The organism is Thermocatellispora tengchongensis (assembly GCF_014202315.1).
GTDB lineage: Bacteria > Actinomycetota > Actinomycetes > Streptosporangiales > Streptosporangiaceae > Thermocatellispora > Thermocatellispora tengchongensis.
In genome coordinates this window covers 56139-71633 of record NZ_JACHGN010000027.1, presented here as the reverse complement: position 1 = coordinate 71633, position 15495 = coordinate 56139, and the positions used below count along the sequence as shown (strand labels likewise).

At 74.7% G+C, this 15495-nt stretch carries 12 protein-coding genes; 4 read left to right on the top strand and 8 right to left on the bottom strand.

The genetic code is table 11. The features are described 5' to 3' along the window. The first annotated feature begins 874 nt into the window (after window positions 1-874). Window positions 875-2188, top strand: coding sequence for a salicylate synthase (locus HNP84_RS43370; RefSeq protein WP_185055926.1), 1314 nt, complete (start codon window positions 875-877; stop codon window positions 2186-2188). A 65-nt stretch (window positions 2189-2253) separates the two neighbouring features. Here the strand turns inward: HNP84_RS43370 and HNP84_RS43365 are convergent, their stop codons facing one another. Then, on the bottom strand, window positions 2254-3852 hold the full coding sequence (locus HNP84_RS43365; protein WP_185055925.1) for a (2,3-dihydroxybenzoyl)adenylate synthase: 1599 nt from the start codon (window positions 3850-3852) through the stop codon (window positions 2254-2256). A 6-nt stretch (window positions 3853-3858) separates the two neighbouring features. Beyond that, on the bottom strand, window positions 3859-4266 hold the full coding sequence (gene panD, locus HNP84_RS43360) for an aspartate 1-decarboxylase (protein WP_185055924.1): 408 nt from the start codon (window positions 4264-4266) through the stop codon (window positions 3859-3861). Between the two features lie 79 nt (window positions 4267-4345). Here panD and entS point away from each other — a divergent pair, with 79 nt between their 5' ends. Continuing rightward, entirely contained in the window at window positions 4346-5626 is a 1281-nt protein-coding gene (gene entS / locus HNP84_RS43355; protein WP_185055923.1) for an enterobactin transporter EntS, read from the top strand. Here the strand turns inward: entS and HNP84_RS43350 are convergent. The 6 genes from HNP84_RS43350 to HNP84_RS43325 form a co-directional block, all read right to left on the bottom strand. Further along, complete coding sequence (locus HNP84_RS43350; RefSeq protein WP_185055922.1) at window positions 5537-9001, bottom strand: non-ribosomal peptide synthetase; 3465 nt, start codon at window positions 8999-9001, stop codon at window positions 5537-5539. The genes entS and HNP84_RS43350 overlap by 90 nt on opposite strands. Before the next feature lie 915 nt (window positions 9002-9916). Then, window positions 9917-10816 carry a PP2C family protein-serine/threonine phosphatase gene (locus tag HNP84_RS43345; protein ID WP_185055921.1) on the bottom strand — a complete coding sequence of 300 codons (900 nt, stop codon included), beginning with the start codon at window positions 10814-10816 and terminating at the stop codon, window positions 9917-9919. Further along, on the bottom strand, window positions 10816-11799 hold the full coding sequence (locus HNP84_RS43340; protein ID WP_185055920.1) for a SpoIIE family protein phosphatase: 984 nt from the start codon (window positions 11797-11799) through the stop codon (window positions 10816-10818). The genes HNP84_RS43345 and HNP84_RS43340 overlap by 1 nt, the downstream gene beginning before the upstream one ends. Further along, complete coding sequence (locus tag HNP84_RS43335; protein ID WP_312926999.1) at window positions 11799-12230, bottom strand: anti-sigma regulatory factor; 432 nt, start codon at window positions 12228-12230, stop codon at window positions 11799-11801. The genes HNP84_RS43340 and HNP84_RS43335 overlap by 1 nt, the downstream gene beginning before the upstream one ends. Further along, complete coding sequence (locus HNP84_RS43330) at window positions 12220-12615, bottom strand: STAS domain-containing protein (protein ID WP_185055919.1); 396 nt, start codon at window positions 12613-12615, stop codon at window positions 12220-12222. The genes HNP84_RS43335 and HNP84_RS43330 overlap by 11 nt, the downstream gene beginning before the upstream one ends. A gap of 7 nt (window positions 12616-12622) precedes the next feature. Beyond that, a complete protein-coding gene (locus tag HNP84_RS43325) occupies window positions 12623-13513 on the bottom strand; it encodes an STAS domain-containing protein (protein WP_185055918.1) in 891 nt (296 codons plus the stop codon). A 248-nt stretch (window positions 13514-13761) separates the two neighbouring features. Between HNP84_RS43325 and HNP84_RS43320 the strand changes: the two genes are divergently transcribed. Both HNP84_RS43320 and HNP84_RS43315 read left to right on the top strand, forming a co-directional pair. Continuing rightward, window positions 13762-14853, top strand: coding sequence for a PP2C family protein-serine/threonine phosphatase (locus HNP84_RS43320; protein ID WP_221337490.1), 1092 nt, complete (start codon window positions 13762-13764; stop codon window positions 14851-14853). Between the two features lie 68 nt (window positions 14854-14921). Beyond that, entirely contained in the window at window positions 14922-15443 is a 522-nt protein-coding gene (locus HNP84_RS43315) for a MarR family winged helix-turn-helix transcriptional regulator (protein WP_221337489.1), read from the top strand. Window positions 15444-15495 lie beyond the last annotated feature (52 nt).

The window sequence follows — 15495 nt, the reverse complement described above, 5'->3', positions numbered from 1 at the left end:
TCCCGGGCGCACCCGCCCGCCACCACGGGGCACCCGACCACCCACCGGGCCCATCCCGCCCCCAAGGAAGCAGCGCACACCCCCCGGCCGCGGCCCGGGCACCTTCCGGCCCCCGCGCGCCCACCGCTACAGGGGACCACCCGCCGACGAAAGCGTCCGCTCTTACCGGCACGCACCTCAGGACAGGCCACCCCCGGGCCGCACGCGCGCCCTTCGGCCCGCGCGGGGACACGTCACCGACCGCCGCAGCCCGCAGAGCGGTGGCCGCGACCGGCTCGCACACCACCACACCCCACTGAGGCGCAGGGGTGGCCGTCCCCACCGGCAGGTGAACCACCGTGGGGCACGCCCCGACCGCTTGCGCCCTCCCCGGTCGGCACAGGGCCACGGGGGTCGCTTCCGGCCCCTGCGCGCACACCAGCCCAAGGCACCACCCGGTCTCCGGAGCGGCAGCTCTCACCGGCGCGCACACCAGGACAGGCCAACCCCGGGCCGCACCCGCGCTCTTCGGCGCGCGCCGGGGCACGTCGGCCACCACGGGCACGCGCACCATGGCCGCACCCCAGGCCGGCGCGGAGGTGGCCCCCCGCGCCGACGGGTGTGCCATTGCGGGATGCCGACCGGCCGCGCCCTTCCCCTTCGGGACGGGCGGGGATATGGGGGGCGCGGGATGGGAAAGAGGGGTGACGCCGGGCAGGCGTGCACCCCTCATCGCTGGCTCCTTAGCGCCGATCGACGTTCCGTTGGCCCCGCACGCGCCGGGAGGGCAGGAGTGAGGGGCGCAACTTAGGTTAGCCTTGCCTATTATTTCCACACAAGGTTAGCCTTGCCTAAATTGATCGGTGGGTTTCCGATCCTCTAGGGAGTGGGTTCCTTGTCGTTCGGTGTCCGCGCGGTTCAGGTCCGCGCCGAGGCGGCGGTGCAGATCGCCGCCGATCCCCTGCTTCTGGCCGCCAAGCTGGCCGGGTCCGGGCTGTTCCGGGACTACGTGGTGTACGAACGGCCCGGATGCTGGACCTTCGCCGGCGGGGCGCTCGGGGAGGTCGTGCTCGACCCCGGGGAGTTGCGGGTGCGCTGGGCGGACGCGCCGGAGAGTTCCTCGCCGTGGTCCGGGAGGGCGGCGGCGGCGCTGGAGGCGGCCTTCGCGACCGCGCCGTGGGCGGGCTGGTCGGCGTACGGGTGGATCGGGTTCGAGGCCGCCACCGGCGACGCGCGCGGCGGGCGGCTGGCCCACCTGATCGTGCCGCGCACCGAGGTGCGGATCGAGGCGGGCCGGGCCACCGTGGTGAGCGCCGACCCGCGCGAGGCCGACCAGGTGGCCGAGCTGCTGGCCGACCCGTCGGTGCCGCCGGTGCCCGCCCCCGCGCCGATCGACGTGCGCGCGGGCGGTGAGGACTACCGGGCGCGGGTGGCCCGCGCGGTGGCCGAGATCGGCGAGGGGCGGTACCAGAAGGTGATCGCGTCCCGGCCGCTGCCGATCCCGTTCCCGGTGGACGTCGTCGGCACGTACGTGCGCGGGCGCGCGGCCAACACCCCCGCCCGCTCGTTCCTGCTCGGCCTCGACGGCTTCCGGGCCACCGGGTTCAGCCCCGAGGTGCTGGCCGCCGTGGACGCCTCCGGCAGCGTGACCACCCAGCCGCTGGCGGGCACCCGGGCCTTCGGGCGGGGCGAGCGCGCCGACTCCGCCACCCGGCACGAGCTGGAGACCGACCCGAAGGAGATCTTCGAGCACGCGGTGTCGGTGCGCGCCTCCCAGGACGAGCTGTACGGCGTGTGCAGCCCCGACACCGTGCGCGTGACCGGGTTCATGACGGTCAAGGAGCGCGGCAGCGTGCAGCACCTCGGCTCCAGCGTGAGCGGGGAGCTGGCGCCGGGGCGTACGTGCTGGGACGCGCTCGACGCGCTGTTCCCGGGCGTGACCGCCTCCGGCATCCCCAAGCGGGAGGCGATGGAGGCCATCGCCCGCCTGGAGGAGCCCCGCGGCCTGTACGCCGGGGCCGTGCTCGCCGTGGCGCACGACGGCTCGATGGACGCCGCGCTGGTGCTGCGCGCCCTCTACAGCGAGGGCGGGCGGGCCTGGCTGCGGGCCGGGGCGGGCATCGTCACCGGCTCCACGCCGGAGCGCGAGTTCGAGGAGACCTGCGAGAAGCTGTCCAGCATCGCCCCGTACGTCGTGCCGCTGGCCTGACCTCCCCGCTGGACCGGCCGCCGGGAGGCGAAGGCGCGAGCGCCGCCCGGCGGCCATCGGCGTGCTCACCCGAGACGCGCGAGCAGCGTCCTCTTGCTGACCTTGCCGACCGGTGTGCGCGGGAACGCGTCGGTGACCTCGATCCGGTCGGGGAACTTGTACGCCGCGACGCCCCGCTCCTTCAGGAACTCCTTGATCTCGCGCAGCGTCGGCGCCTCGCCCCGCACGATCAGGAACGCGCAGGTGCGCTCCCCCATCACCGGGTCGGGCACCCCGACCACGGCCGCGTCGTGCACGGCCGGGTGGGCCAGCAGGTGGCCCTCCAGCTCCTCGGCCGAGACCTTGTCGCCACCCCGGTTGATCTGGTCCTTCTCCCTGCCCTCCACCACGAGGTGGCCGCTGGGCAGCACGCGTACCAGGTCGCCGGTGCGGTAGAACCCGTCGGGGGTGAAGGAGCGCGCGTTGTGCTCGGGCGCGCGGTAGTAGCCGCGCAGCGTGTACGGCCCGCGGGTGAGCAGTTCGCCCACCTCGCCGGGCGGCACGTCCCGTCCCTCGGAGTCGACCACCCGGATCTCGTCGGCCGGCGACAGCGGCCGGCCCTGGGAGATCTCGACCAGCTCCGCCGGGTCGTCCAGCCGGGTGTAGTTGAGCAGCCCCTCGGCCATCCCGAAGACCTGCTGCAGCTTGCAGCCGAGCGTGCCGGGCACCTGCGCGGCGCGCTCGGCGGCCAGCTTGGCCCCGCCGACCTGCAGCAGCTCCAGCGAGGACAGGTCTTCGCCGGACCAGGAGGCGGCGTCCAGCCACAGCAGCGCGATCGGGGGCACGACCGCGCACGCGGTGACCCGCTCCCGCTCGATGAGCGGGAACGCCTCGTCGGGGGAGCCGGAGGGCGCGAGCACCACCGTGCCGCCCCTGGCCCACACGCCGAGCACGCCGGGGCAGGCCAGCGCGAAGTTGTGCGCGACCGGGAGCACGACCAGGTAGACGGTGCGGTCGGTGAAGCCGCACACGTCGGCGCTGGCCTCCACGTTGTAGACGTAGTCGCGATGGGTGCGCGGGATCAGCTTGGGCAGGCCGGTGGTGCCGCCCGACAGCAGGAACACCCCGACCGAGGCCGGGTCGGGCCGCTCGTACGGCACGGGCTCGGCGTCGAGGGAGGCCAGCGGGGTGAACTCCGCGGCGTCGCCGTCCACCACGACGTGCGGCACGCCGGTCGCGGCCACGACCTCGCGGGCCAGCTCGCGGTAGTCGAAGCCGCCGTGGACGTCCGGCACGACGTACGCCACGGCCTCGGCCAGCTCACACAGGTAGGAGATCTCGCTCCTGCGGTGCGCGGGCAGGGCCAGCACGGGCGCGGCCCCGATCCGGACCAGGGCGAGGAAGACCACGGCGAAGGCGACGGTGTTGGGCAGTTGCACCACCACCCGGTCGCCGCCGCGCACCCCGAGGCGCAGGAACCCGGCCGCGGCCCGGTCGGCCCGCCGGTCCAGCTCGGCGTACGTCAGCCGCTCGTCGCCGGCCACCAGCGCGGTCGCCCGCGGGTCGCCGCCGCGCAGCACGTCGCCGAGCACGGTGTCACCCCAGTAGCCCTCGGCGATGTAGCGCTCGGCGAGGTCGTCCGGCCAGGGGGTGAAGCCGGCGAGAGGGCCGGTCAGGGTCTCCATCTCCGCTCACCGCCCCGCGAGCTGGGCGGCGGCGCCGGGCACCGGCTCGGCGGGGTCGTCGCCGAGCGCGACGATCCGGTTGGCGGAGTCCACGTGCACGACCTTGGGCGCGTAGCCGGCCAGCTCGTCCTCGGCGTACGCGCCGTACGTGATGATGATCACCAGGTGGCCGGGCTCGATGAGGTGGGCCGCGGCCCCGTTGACGCCGATCACCCCGCTGCCCGCCTCACCGGTGATCGCGTAGGTGACGAGCCTGGCGCCGTTGTCGATGTCGACGACGTGGACCTGCTCGCCCTCCACGATGCCGGCCGCCGCCATGAGGTCGGCGTCGATGGTCAGGGAACCCACATAATGCAGGTCCGCCTGGGTCACGGTGGCCCGGTGGATCTTGCCGTTCATCAGGGTCCGCAGCACTTGGCCCTGCCTCCCAACTCGATATCAACTTAGGCTAGCCTTACCTTATCTGGTACGTCCTCGGAGGAGAACCCCGCATATGCCGCGCCGCCGTGTCGCCATGGACATCACCCCCCTCACGACCAGCAAGGCGTTCCGGAACGTGTTCATCGCGCGCACGGTGTCGGTGTTCGGCATCGGCATGCTGATGGTCGCGGTGCCGGTCCAGGTCTACGACATGACCGGCTCCACCGTGCACGTCGGCGCGGTCTCCTCGGCCGAGGGCTTCGCGCTGCTCGCCGGGTTCCTGTGGGGCGGCGTGCTGGCCGACCGGCACGACCGGCGCCGGCTGATGCTGATCGCGCGCGCCGTGGCCGGGGCCGGCTTCGCGCTGCTGACGCTGAACGCGTTCCTGCCCGCCCCGTCGCTGGCCGCGATCTACGTGCTGGCGGCCTGGGACGGCCTGGCCACCGGCGTCAGCGTCACCGCGCTGCTGGCCGCCACGCCAGCGCTGGTCGGGCCGGACAAGCTGGTCGCGGCGGGCGCGCTGAACACGCTCACCGTGCGCCTGGGCTCGATGGTCTCGCCCGCGCTCGGCGGGGTGACCGTCTCGGCGTTCGGGGTCGGCTGGAACTACGCCGCCGCCGCCGTGGGCACCCTGGCCACGCTCGGCCTGCTCACCGGGCTGCCCGTACTGCGCCCGGAGGCCGGGACGGCGGAGAACCCGCTGCGGGCCATCGCCTCGGGCCTGCGCTTCGTGGCCACACATCGCGTCGTCGGCTCCCTGATGCTGCTCGGCCTGCTGTGGATGGTCGCGGGCGGCATCCCGGTGCTGATGCCGGCGTTCGCGACGCTGCAACTCGGCGGCGGCCCCACGACCGTCGGCCTGCTGTACGCCGCGCCCGCCTGCGGGGCCGTGCTCGCCTCGGTCACCAGCGGCTGGACGGCCGGGCTGCGCTCGCCGGGCAAGGCCCTGCTCGCCGCCTCGATCTGCGGGTTCGCGATCCTGGGCAGCCTGGGCCTGGCCGGGCACCCGGCCGTCGCGGTCGCGATCATGCTGGCGTACGGGTTCGCGGCCTCGGTGGAGGAGATCCTGCGCTACGGCCTGATCCAGAGCCACACGCCCGACGCGTACCTGGGCCGGGTGAACGCCCTGTGGTCGGCGCAGGAGACCGGCGGCCACGCCCTGGGCTCGCTGGGCGCGGGCGCCCTGGGCCGCCACCTGGCCCCGGGCGCCGCCATCGCCCTCTACGGCGGCATCAGCGCCGTGCTGGCGCTGGCCATGGCGCTGTCACTGCCGCGCCTGCGCGCCGCCACCATCGCCCAGGCCCCCGCCGACACCTCCACCGACACCACCGCCGAGTCCCGCGCCGCCGAGTGAGGCGGCGGCCAGCTCGACCTCCTCGTCGGTCATGTCCTCCACGGCGAGCCAGATCTCCGCGACCGCCTCCAGCCGGCCGGGGTTCGCCTCCTCCTGTACGAAGCGGGCGGCCACGGCCTCGACCGTGCGCTCGGCGAACAGCGCACGCAGCGGCAGCGACGGGGTGTCCAGCGCGTCGCGCAGCCGGGCGAGGACCGTGGTGGCCAGCACCGAGTCCCCGCCGAGGGCGAAGAAGTCGTCGTGCGCGCCCACCCGGTCCACGCCGAGCACCCCGGCCACGACCCGGGCCAGCACCTTCTCCAGGGCGGTGCGCGGCTCGGCGTACGGGGCGCCGCCCGCGCCGGCCGCGCCCGCGGCCAGCGCCGCCAGCGCCTTGCGGTCCACCTTGGCGTTGGCGGTCAGCGGCAGCTCCGCCAGCGGCACCACCACGTCGGGCACCATGTGCGGGGGCAGCAGCTCGCGCGCGTGGGCGCGCAGGTCCTCCGCGTCCACCGGCCCGGCGGCCGGGACGACCGCGGCGGCGAGCCGGGTGCCGGCGAGCAGCGCCACCGCCCGGCGTACGCCCGGGTGGGCCTCCAGCGCGGCCTCGATCTCGCCCAGCTCCACCCGGAACCCGCGGATCTTCACCTGGTGGTCGCGCCGCCCGCGGAACTCCAGGACGCCGTCCGGGCGGTAGCGGGCCATGTCGCCGGTGCGGTACCAGCGCACGCCCTCGTGGGTGACGAACCGGTCGGCGGTGCGCTCGGGGTCGCCGCAGTAGCCGTCGGCCACGCCGTGCCCGCCGATCCACAGCTCGCCCTCCGCCCAGTCGGGGCGGTCGCGGCCCAGCTCGTCCACGACCCGGCAGGCCACCCCGCGCAGCGGCACGCCGTACGGGACTGCGGTCCAGTCGGCCGGGATCTCGCCCGCGCGCACCTCCATCACGGTGGAGTGGATGGCCGTCTCGGTGGTGCCGCCGAGCGCGACGAACCGGCAGCCGGGGGCGCGGTCCTCCAGCAGCGCGGGCAGGTGGACGCCCACCCAGTCGCCGCCGAGCAGCACCAGCCGCAGCGTCGGCGCCGGGCCGGCCTGCAGCAGCATCTCCAGCACCGAGGGCACGCAGTTCAGCACGGTGACCGACCGGCGCGACACCAGCTCCGACCAGCGCCCGGCGTCGCGGCGGTCGTCCTCCTCCGGGATCGCGACCGCGCCGCCGGCCTGCCACAGCGCGAACAGGTCGAACACCGACAGGTCGAAGTCCAGCGCCGACACCGCCAGCGAGACGTCCGTCTCCGCCAGCGCGAAGCGCTCCACCAGGTCGCCGATCGTGTTCATGGCCGCCCGGTGCGAGACCTCCACGCCCTTCGGCTCGCCGGTGGACCCGGAGGTGAACAGCACGTACGCCACCTGCTCCGGCGCGACGGGCACCGGCCCGGCCAGGGGCTCCGGGTGGGTGACGGGCTCGGTGACCGAGGCGACCGCCCCGGCCGCCTTCAGGATGCGCTCACGGCGGGCGGCGGGCTGGGCCACCCCGATCGGCACGTACGCCGCCCCCGCCGCCAGCACGCCGAGCACGGCGACGGCCTGCTCGGGCCCCTTGGGCAGCTCCACCGAGACCCGGTCGCCGGGCCGCACCCCCTGCTCCACCAGGTGCGCGGCGGTGCGCAGCGCGCGCTCGGCCAGCTCGCCGTACGTCAGCGTGCCGTCGGCGCCCCAGTACAGGGCGGGCCGGCCGGGGTGGCGGCGGGCGCGGGCGAAGAACTCCTCGTGCAGGGTGCGCGCGGGCGGTGGCGGCTGGGAGTTGAGCCGATCCCGCAGCGCGAGCCGGTCGGGGCCGGGACCGGGGCGCAGCGGCTCGGTCCAGTCGGCGCCGGGCGCGCCCAGCCGGGTGATCGCCTCGGTGTAGGCGGCGAACATCGCGTCGGCGACGCCCTCGGGGAAGGCGGGGTCGCGTACGTCCCAGTTCAGCAGCAGCCCACCCGACACCTCGGTGACCTGGGCGTCCAGCAGCACCTGCGGGCCCTGGGAGATGATCCACTCCGGCTCGCCGAACCGCTCGCGCACCTGCTCGCCGAACAGCTCGCCCAGGTTGAGCGCGCTGGTGTAGACGATCGGGGCCAGCACCTGCTCGCCGCGCGCCCGGGACAGGTCGCGCAGCACCTCCAGGCCGGAGTAGTCGCTGTGCGCGCCCGCCTCGTGCAGCTTGGCCTGGACGGCCCGCGCCCGCTCGGCGAAGGGCAGCTCGGCCGACAGGTCCACGTCGAGCAGGATCGAGCCGGTGAAGTCGCCGACCACCTTGTCCACGTCGGGGTGCACCGGCTCGCGGTGGAACAACGGCAGGTTGAGCAGGAAGCGCGGCGTGGCCGACCAGGCGCCGATCACCTCGGCGAAGATCGCGGCCAGGGCCATCGCCGGGGTGACGCCCTCCCGGTGGGCCCGCGCGATCAGCCGCTCCTTGTCCGGGCCGGGCAGCCAGTGGTGCTTGCGCACCACCCGGTCGCCGGGCTGGGCCACGACCGGCAGCTCCGGCGGTCCGGGCAGCTCGCCCAGCCGCCCCGCCCACCACTGCCGGTCACGCTCGCGGGCCTCCCGGCGCGGGTCGTCGGCCAGGTAGCGCGCGAAGGTGTAGCCGATCGGCTCCAGGCTCTCGCCCTGGTACAGCGCGGCCAGGTCGGCGAGCATCGTCCGGTAGCTCATCGCGTCGGCGGCCACCATGTCCACGTCGAGGTGCAACCTGGCCAGGCCCGAGGGCAGCAGGCTGAGCCGGGCGTCGAACACCCGCCCGTCCTCGATGGGCAGCCGCTGCCGCGACATCTCCTCGCGCACCCGCTCCAGCTCCGCGCCGGGATCGGGCACGTCCCGCAGGTCGTGCACGGTCACGGCGGGACCGGGCCGCTCGGGCAGGACGCGCTGGGTGCCGTCGTCGGACACCGCCGCGCGCAGCATCGGATGCCTTCGCGCCAGCTCGCGCACCGCGTCCTCGAACCGCCCCGGGTCGATCGCCCGCCCGTCCAGCTCGACGTACAGGTGGGCGGCCACGGACCCGAGCGCCTGCCCGGAGTCGCGCCCGATCCAGTACGCGTGCTGCATCAGCGCGAGCGGGAACGCCTCCCCCTCGGCGGGCCCGCCCTCTCCCCCGCCCCCCACCGAGGAGGCGGGCGCGTCCGCCGCGTCCGCGAGCGCCCCCCGCTCGGCCAGCAGCTCCCACCACTCCGCCAGCGTCGGCCGCTGCGCCAGCTCGGCGAACCCCACCTCGATCCCCCGCTTGCGCAGCCGCCCGGTCAGGCTCATCAGCCGAATCGAGTCCATGCCGGCCTCGATCAGGTTCTCATCGGCGCCCACCCGCTCACCGAGCACTTCCGTCAGCGAATCGTGCAGTTCTTCCCTGGTCAGCACAGAGCTCCCCTTAGCCTTAGGTAAGGCTAACCTAATTCGTCCCGAAACCCCCGTCAACGCCCACCCGAAAGCCCCAGGCGAGCCGGTGCAGCCGATCCGGGGCCGGCCCGAACCCGCGCCCGCCCCCAGAGCGCGGCCCGCCCCCCGCTGGACCCACACCACGCCCCCGCCCACGGCCCTCACCTCCCCCCACGCTTCGCGCACACCTACTGCACGCAGGCCGACGCCTGGGCCTCCAAGCCCCGTCCCGCCAAACCCACCACCCCGGCCGGAAGACGCACGGGCAGGGGCCCAACGCAGCAGGCGCGGATGGGGCCCTTCCAGACGATCCGGACGGGCCCGCGCCCACGCCGCACGTGGCCCGGGGCATCGGGCGCGAGCCTTCCTCAGCCGCCTCGCCCTATGGCCCCGCCCCCGCCACTCCCCGGGCCGGGAGTCGCGCGGGCCGGGCAGGGCCCCACGGAGCGGGTGCGGGCCCGACCGGGACGCGATCCGGGCGAGGGCTGCGCCCACGCCACGAGCCCGCCCGCCGGCCCCGCTTCCGTGCGGCCCTTGCGGGCGGTCGTGGTGGGGGTGGTGTGGGTGACCCGCGTGCGCAGCCCCTGTCTCCGCGCGGCCGTGGTGGGGTGGCGGGGGCAGCCAGAGCGCATGCCCCTGCGACCACTCGTCCCACGTCGCGCATGCCTTGGGCACACCGGCCAGGGCCTGGGCACCGGGCGCGAGCCTTCCTCAGCCGCCTCGCGCAATGCCCGCCGCTCACTACCCCGGCCGGAAGTCGCGCGGGCAGGCGGCCCCCCAACCCACCGCCCCATCACCCGGACCCGGGAACCCCGCGAGCAGGGCCACCAACCTCGTGTGCCGGGCCTGGCCGGGATTGATCCCGGCACGTGCGTTCCTCGACCGGTCCGGGAGGGGTCAGGCGGGTGGGGTCCAGCGCATGGCCAGGAGGAGGGTGTCGTCGCTGTGGAGGACCTGGCGGTGCATGACGCGGACGATGGAGTCGGTGAGGTCGTCCACGGGCAGGGCGCGGTAGCGGCCGCCCAGGTCGGCGAGTTCGTCGAGGCCGGCGTTGAGGTTGCGCATGGCCTCTACCAGGCCGTCGGTGTAGAAGAGGACCAGGGTGCCCGGGGTCAGGCGGTGTTCGGCGATCACGTCGCTGCCGGGGTCGGGGTAGCCGATGCCGCGGCCGAGGATTTCGACGTAGTGCGGGTCGCCGTACGGCGGGACGAGCAGGGGCGGCGGGTGGCCGCCCGAGGCGACGCGCATGGCGCCGGAGCCGGGGTCGAAGCGGGCGACGACGAGGGTGGCGACGAGGTCGGGGTAGACCGGGCGGAGCAGGGTGGCGGCGCGTTCCACCAGGGTCTCGGGGGGCTCGCCGGCCAGGGCGAGGACGCGTACGGCGTGGATGATGGTGAGGGCGGCACGGGTGCTGGCGACGCCGTGGCCCGCCGCGTCCACCACGACGATGTGCAGGTCGCCGCCGGGGAGGCGGAGCACGTCGTACAGGTCGCCGCCGGTGGGGGCGTCGTCTTCGGCCGAGGCGTAGTAGACCGCGAGATCCACCCCCTGCACGGTCGGCAGCGGCGGGCGCAGCGCGTCCTCCAGCTCGCGGAAGATCCTGCGGTGGGCGCGGCGGAGCTGTTCGTCGCGCTCCTCCAGCTCCACCACCAGGGCCAGGACGCCCTGGTTGGTCTTGGCCAGCTCGTCCTTGAGCTTGCCCAGCTCGTCCTGGAGGGTCTCGACCCGCCGTCTCAGCTCCTCTTCGCGGCCGGAGCGGACCTCGGGGTGGGTGTCGCCGGCGGCGGGCTTGTCCATCACGGCCTCCTGCCGCGTACGGCGACCGCGCTCGCGTCGTCGCGAAGGCGGCGGTGGTCGCGGGCGAGCAGGCCCACGAGCAGGGGCGGGGCCTGGGGGAACAGCCACTCGCCGGCGGCGCGCAGCCAGCTCTGGGAGATGCCGTCGCTGTGCGCGACCACGGTCGCGCCGGGCGGCAGCGGCACGGTCTGGACGCGCGGCTCCGGCATGCGCAGCCCGAGGGTGCCGGGCTGCGGGGCCAGCGTGACCGGCGGGGCGTCGCCGGCGAGCACGGCCCCGGCCACGTTGCCGACGCCGCAGAACTCGGCCTCGGCGCCACTGCGCGGCAGCCGGATCAGTGCCGCCGCGGCCCCGCGGGAGTGGCGCAGGGCGGCGTGGATGGCGTGCATGAGGACCGGCAGGGGCGCGTCGGGTTCGGCCAGGAAGGCCCGCTCGGCGCGCCGCCCGGCGTGCTCGGCGTCGCCGCCCCGGCCGAGCCCGTCGGCCACCAGCGCGACGGTGGCCCGGTCGGTCTCGGCGAGCGCGACGACGTCGCCGGAGCCGTCGTGCCCGAGCGCGGGCAGGCGCAGGGTGGCCGTCCTGGGGGGCGAGGGGGCGCCGCCGAAGCGGGCGAAGATCGCGGTGCCGCGGCGGGGGTGGGAGAAGACGCCGAACGTCGTCGCCAGCCGGCGTACCGCGCCCAGGCCGCTGCCCAGCGTGCCGGTGCTGCTGTAGCCGTCGGTCAGGCACAGGCCGACGTCGTCCATGCCGGGGCCGTGGTCGATGGCCAGCAGTTCCAGCCCTTCTTCCGGGGAGGGCTGGACCAGCAGGGTCCCGCCCTGGGTGTGCTTGGTGATGTTGCTGCTCAGCTCGGAGGCGGCGACCGCCGCGTGCTCGGCCAGGAGAGGGGGCAGCCCGGCGGCGCGCGCGGCGCGCCGGGCCACCGAGGTCGCGTGGGCGACCGCGCTCTCGTGGTCCACCCGGATCTCGGTGGTGACGCTCATCAGTTCACCCAGCGTGTGATCACCACTGTGGTGCCCCGCTCGGGGGAGGTGTCCAGGTGGAACTCGTCCACCAGCCGCCGGGCGCCGCCGAGGCCGTGGCCGAGGCCCGCCCCGGTGGAGTAGCCGTCGGTCAGCGCGGCTTCGAGGTCGCCGATGCCGGGCCCCTGGTCGGAGATCGTGAGCCGCAGCCCGGCCCGGGGCGGCGGGACCAGGTGCTCGATCACCAGCTTCCCGCCGCCGCCGTGGACGTAGCAGTTGCGCACCAGTTCGCTGGCGGCGGTGACCAGCTTGGTCTGGGCCACCAGCCCGAAGCCGGCCTCCAGGGTGGCGGCCCGCACGGCGTGGCGGGCGGCGAGCAGGTCGTCCTCGGCGCGGATGGGCAGCGAGCTCACGCGCCCCTCGCCGGCCGTCGCCACTCGGCTATCGGACACGTGACCCTCCCGGCCGTTCGCGCGGCGATTCGGGCGTGGAAAGCTTCTTCAACGCGTGCTCCACCGACAGCGCGGTCAGCACGCCGGGCAGGCCGAGCCCGAGTTCGACCAGCGTGATCGCGACGGGGTAACGCATCCCGGCCAGGACGACCCGCGCGCCGAGGAGGCGGGCCATCGTGGCGATCTCCACGAGGATCCGGGCGGCGAAGGAGTCGATGACGTCCAGCTTTGTGATGTCGAGGACGACGGCGCGGGCGCCGGTGTCGGCCACCTGCCTGCTCAGCTCGTCGGCGAAGAGCACCGCCGTCTTGTCGTCCAGCTCGCTGCCCAGCCCCGCGAGCAGGACCGTGCCGAGGCGGAGGATGGGGATCTCTGAAGCGCTCATGTGATGGTCAGGGGATGAGGGCGCTCTCGCTCCGGGCCTCCTCGGCGGGCCGCAGGTCGTCCACCATGCGCATGGCCGCGGTGAGCGCGTCGGCCAGGGAGGACCTGGTGATGATCTCGGACAGGTCGATGCCGAGCCGGGCGATCATCTGGGCGATCTGGGGGCGGATGCCGCTGAGGATGCAGTCGGCGCCCATCAGCCTGGTGGCCGCGACGGTCTGCATGAGGTGCTGGGCCACCGCGGTGTCGACGGTGGGCACCCCGGTGATGTCGATGATCGCGACCGCGGCTTCGTGCTCCTGGATGCCCTTGAGCAGGCTCTCCATCACGATCTGGGCCCGGCCGCTGTCGAGGGTGCCGATCAGCGGCACCGCCAGCACCCCGCGCCAGAGGCGTACGACGGGGGTGGAGATCTCCAGGAGCTGCCGGTTCTGCCGCTGGATGATCTCTTCGCGGCCGTCCACGTAGGACTGGAAGGTCAGCAGCGCGGCGTCGTCGAAGATCCGGCAGAGCAGCTCGGTGGCGTCGAGCCGCAACTCCAGGTCGGGGGTCTCCTCGGCGAGGATCGCGGCGCAGGAGTCCTTGAGCGAGAAGACGGCGCGGGCGATGGCGGTGGCGGAGACGCCGATCCTGGCCCAGCGGTGGGACAGGCCGGTCACGGCGCTCTTGAGCGGGGCGGAGCGGGCCACGAGCCCTTCGACGGGCACCGGGGAGGTCAGCGCCTCCAGCAGGCACGAGACCAGGGTCTCGGCGTCCTCGCGCAGCTCCTCGCCGCCGACGGCCCCCGCGGTGGCCGCGCCGCCCTCCTGCGCCACGATCCAGGCCGCAACGATACGCTCCCGATGCGCGCCCACCACCCGCGCGATCTCCTCACGCGCGCGCTGTCTCTCACCCAGCATGGACACCCTCTCCACACCGCCCATTACTTGCAGTATGGCAAATATAACGGATCTACGGCGGACATCCCGACTACCCCACGCGGACGCGTCTACCCTCCCGAGTTGGTTGCTACTGTGCAAACGTCGTGCCGCAGGCACAGGGAAACGTGCCGTACGGCACAGGGAAAGAGGACGATCAGGTGGGAACCATCCCCGAATGCCTTCACGCGGTCCAGAACGCGATGCACGCGGCGCCACCGTACGGAGTCGTGGAGGCGCTGCGTGACACCGTCACGCTGCACTATCCGGTCGAGAGGCTGGAGGTGCTCCTCGCCGACTACGCGCTGGTCGCCCTGCGCCCGGTGCTCGACGTGCTGCCGCCCGGCGCACGCGGCGACCTGATCGACGCGAGCCCGGCCGGCCGCGCCTTCGCCGCCCAGGTGCCCCAGCGCGCCGAGGACGGCCGGCTGATCTACCTGCCGGTCAGCGCGTGCGGCGAGCGCGTGGGCGTGCTGGCCGTCGAGTTCGCCCAGCCCCCCGGCTCGGAGACCCTGGCCGAGCTGACCGAGATCGCCACCGCGCTGGGGCACGCCCTGCGCGGCGCCGACCGGATCACCGACCGCTACCAGCGCGTACGCCGCATGGCCCGGCTCACCCTGGCCGCCGAGATGCAGTGGGGCCTGCTCCCCGGCCGCGGCCACCAGGGCGAGGGCTACCGGCTGGCCGGGCAGTTGGAGCCGGCGTACGAGGTCTACGGCGACAACTTCGACTGGACCTGCGGCCCGCGGCGGCTGATGATGTCGGTCACCGACGGCATGGGCCAGGGCATCGAGGCCGCGCTGCTCACGACGCTGGCCATCACCGCCCTGCGCAACGCGCGGCGCTCCGGCGCCGGCCTGGACGAGCAGGCCGGGCTCGCCGACGAGGCGATCTACGCCCAGTACGGCGGCGAGCGGCACGTCTCCAGCCTGCTGCTGCGCTTCGACGCCACGACCGGCGATCTGTTCCTGGTGGACGCCGGATCGCCGCAGGTCCTGCTGATGCGCGACGGCCGGGTGCGCCAGATCGAGCTGGAGCAGCAGCTCCCGCTCGGCATGTTCGGCAACACGGCCTACACCGAGCAGCACCACCGGCTCCGGCCCGGCGACCGGCTGATCGTCGCCAGCGACGGCGTGTACGCCTCCCGCTCGCCCTCCGGCGCGAGCTTCGGCGGCACCCCGCTGGAGAACCTGGTGCGCTCCACCCGGATGCAGCCCGCCGACGAGGCGGTCCGCACCATGATCCGCGGCCTGCTGGAGTTCCGCGAAGGGCTGGAGGTGACCGACGATGCGGTGGTCACATGCCTCGACTGGACCGGGTGATCCCTTGCCCGGGGAGCTCCAGGTGGCATCATTCGTGTCCAGGATCACCTCGTCGAGTGGATAGCGATGTGAACGATCAGCACGTGCCGCATGCCGACTCGCCCTCCACCGCCCCCTGGTCCATGATCGAGAGGGAGGCGGCGGCCCTGGTAGCCGTCTGGGGCCGCTCCCGCCAGGCGTTCGCCACCAGGATCTCCTCCGTCCAGCTCCAGGCGCTGCTCACCATCGAGCAGCACGAGACGGTCAACCTCGGCCGGCTGGCCGCCGCCCTCGGCGCGGTGCCGTCCTCGGCCAGCCGGCTGTGCGACCGGCTGGAGGCCGCCGGCCTGGTCCGCCGCTCCCACCGGGAGGACGACCGGCGCGAGCTGACGCTGGCGCTGACGCCGGCGGGCCGCGCCCTGGTGGAGGAGATGGAGCAGCGCCGCCGCGCCGACCTCATCCAGGTCCTGGACGAGATGCCGCAGGCGGGCCGCATCGCCCTGCTGCGCGGCCTCCAGGCGTTCGCCGCCGCGGCCGACCGGATCATGGACCGGCAGGCCGAGGAGCCGGAGGACGACTGGACCAGCATCGCCTCCCGGCTCCTCGCCTGAGCGTCGCGGCCCGGCCGTCACAAGCCCGGCCGTCACAAGCCTGGCGGTCGCG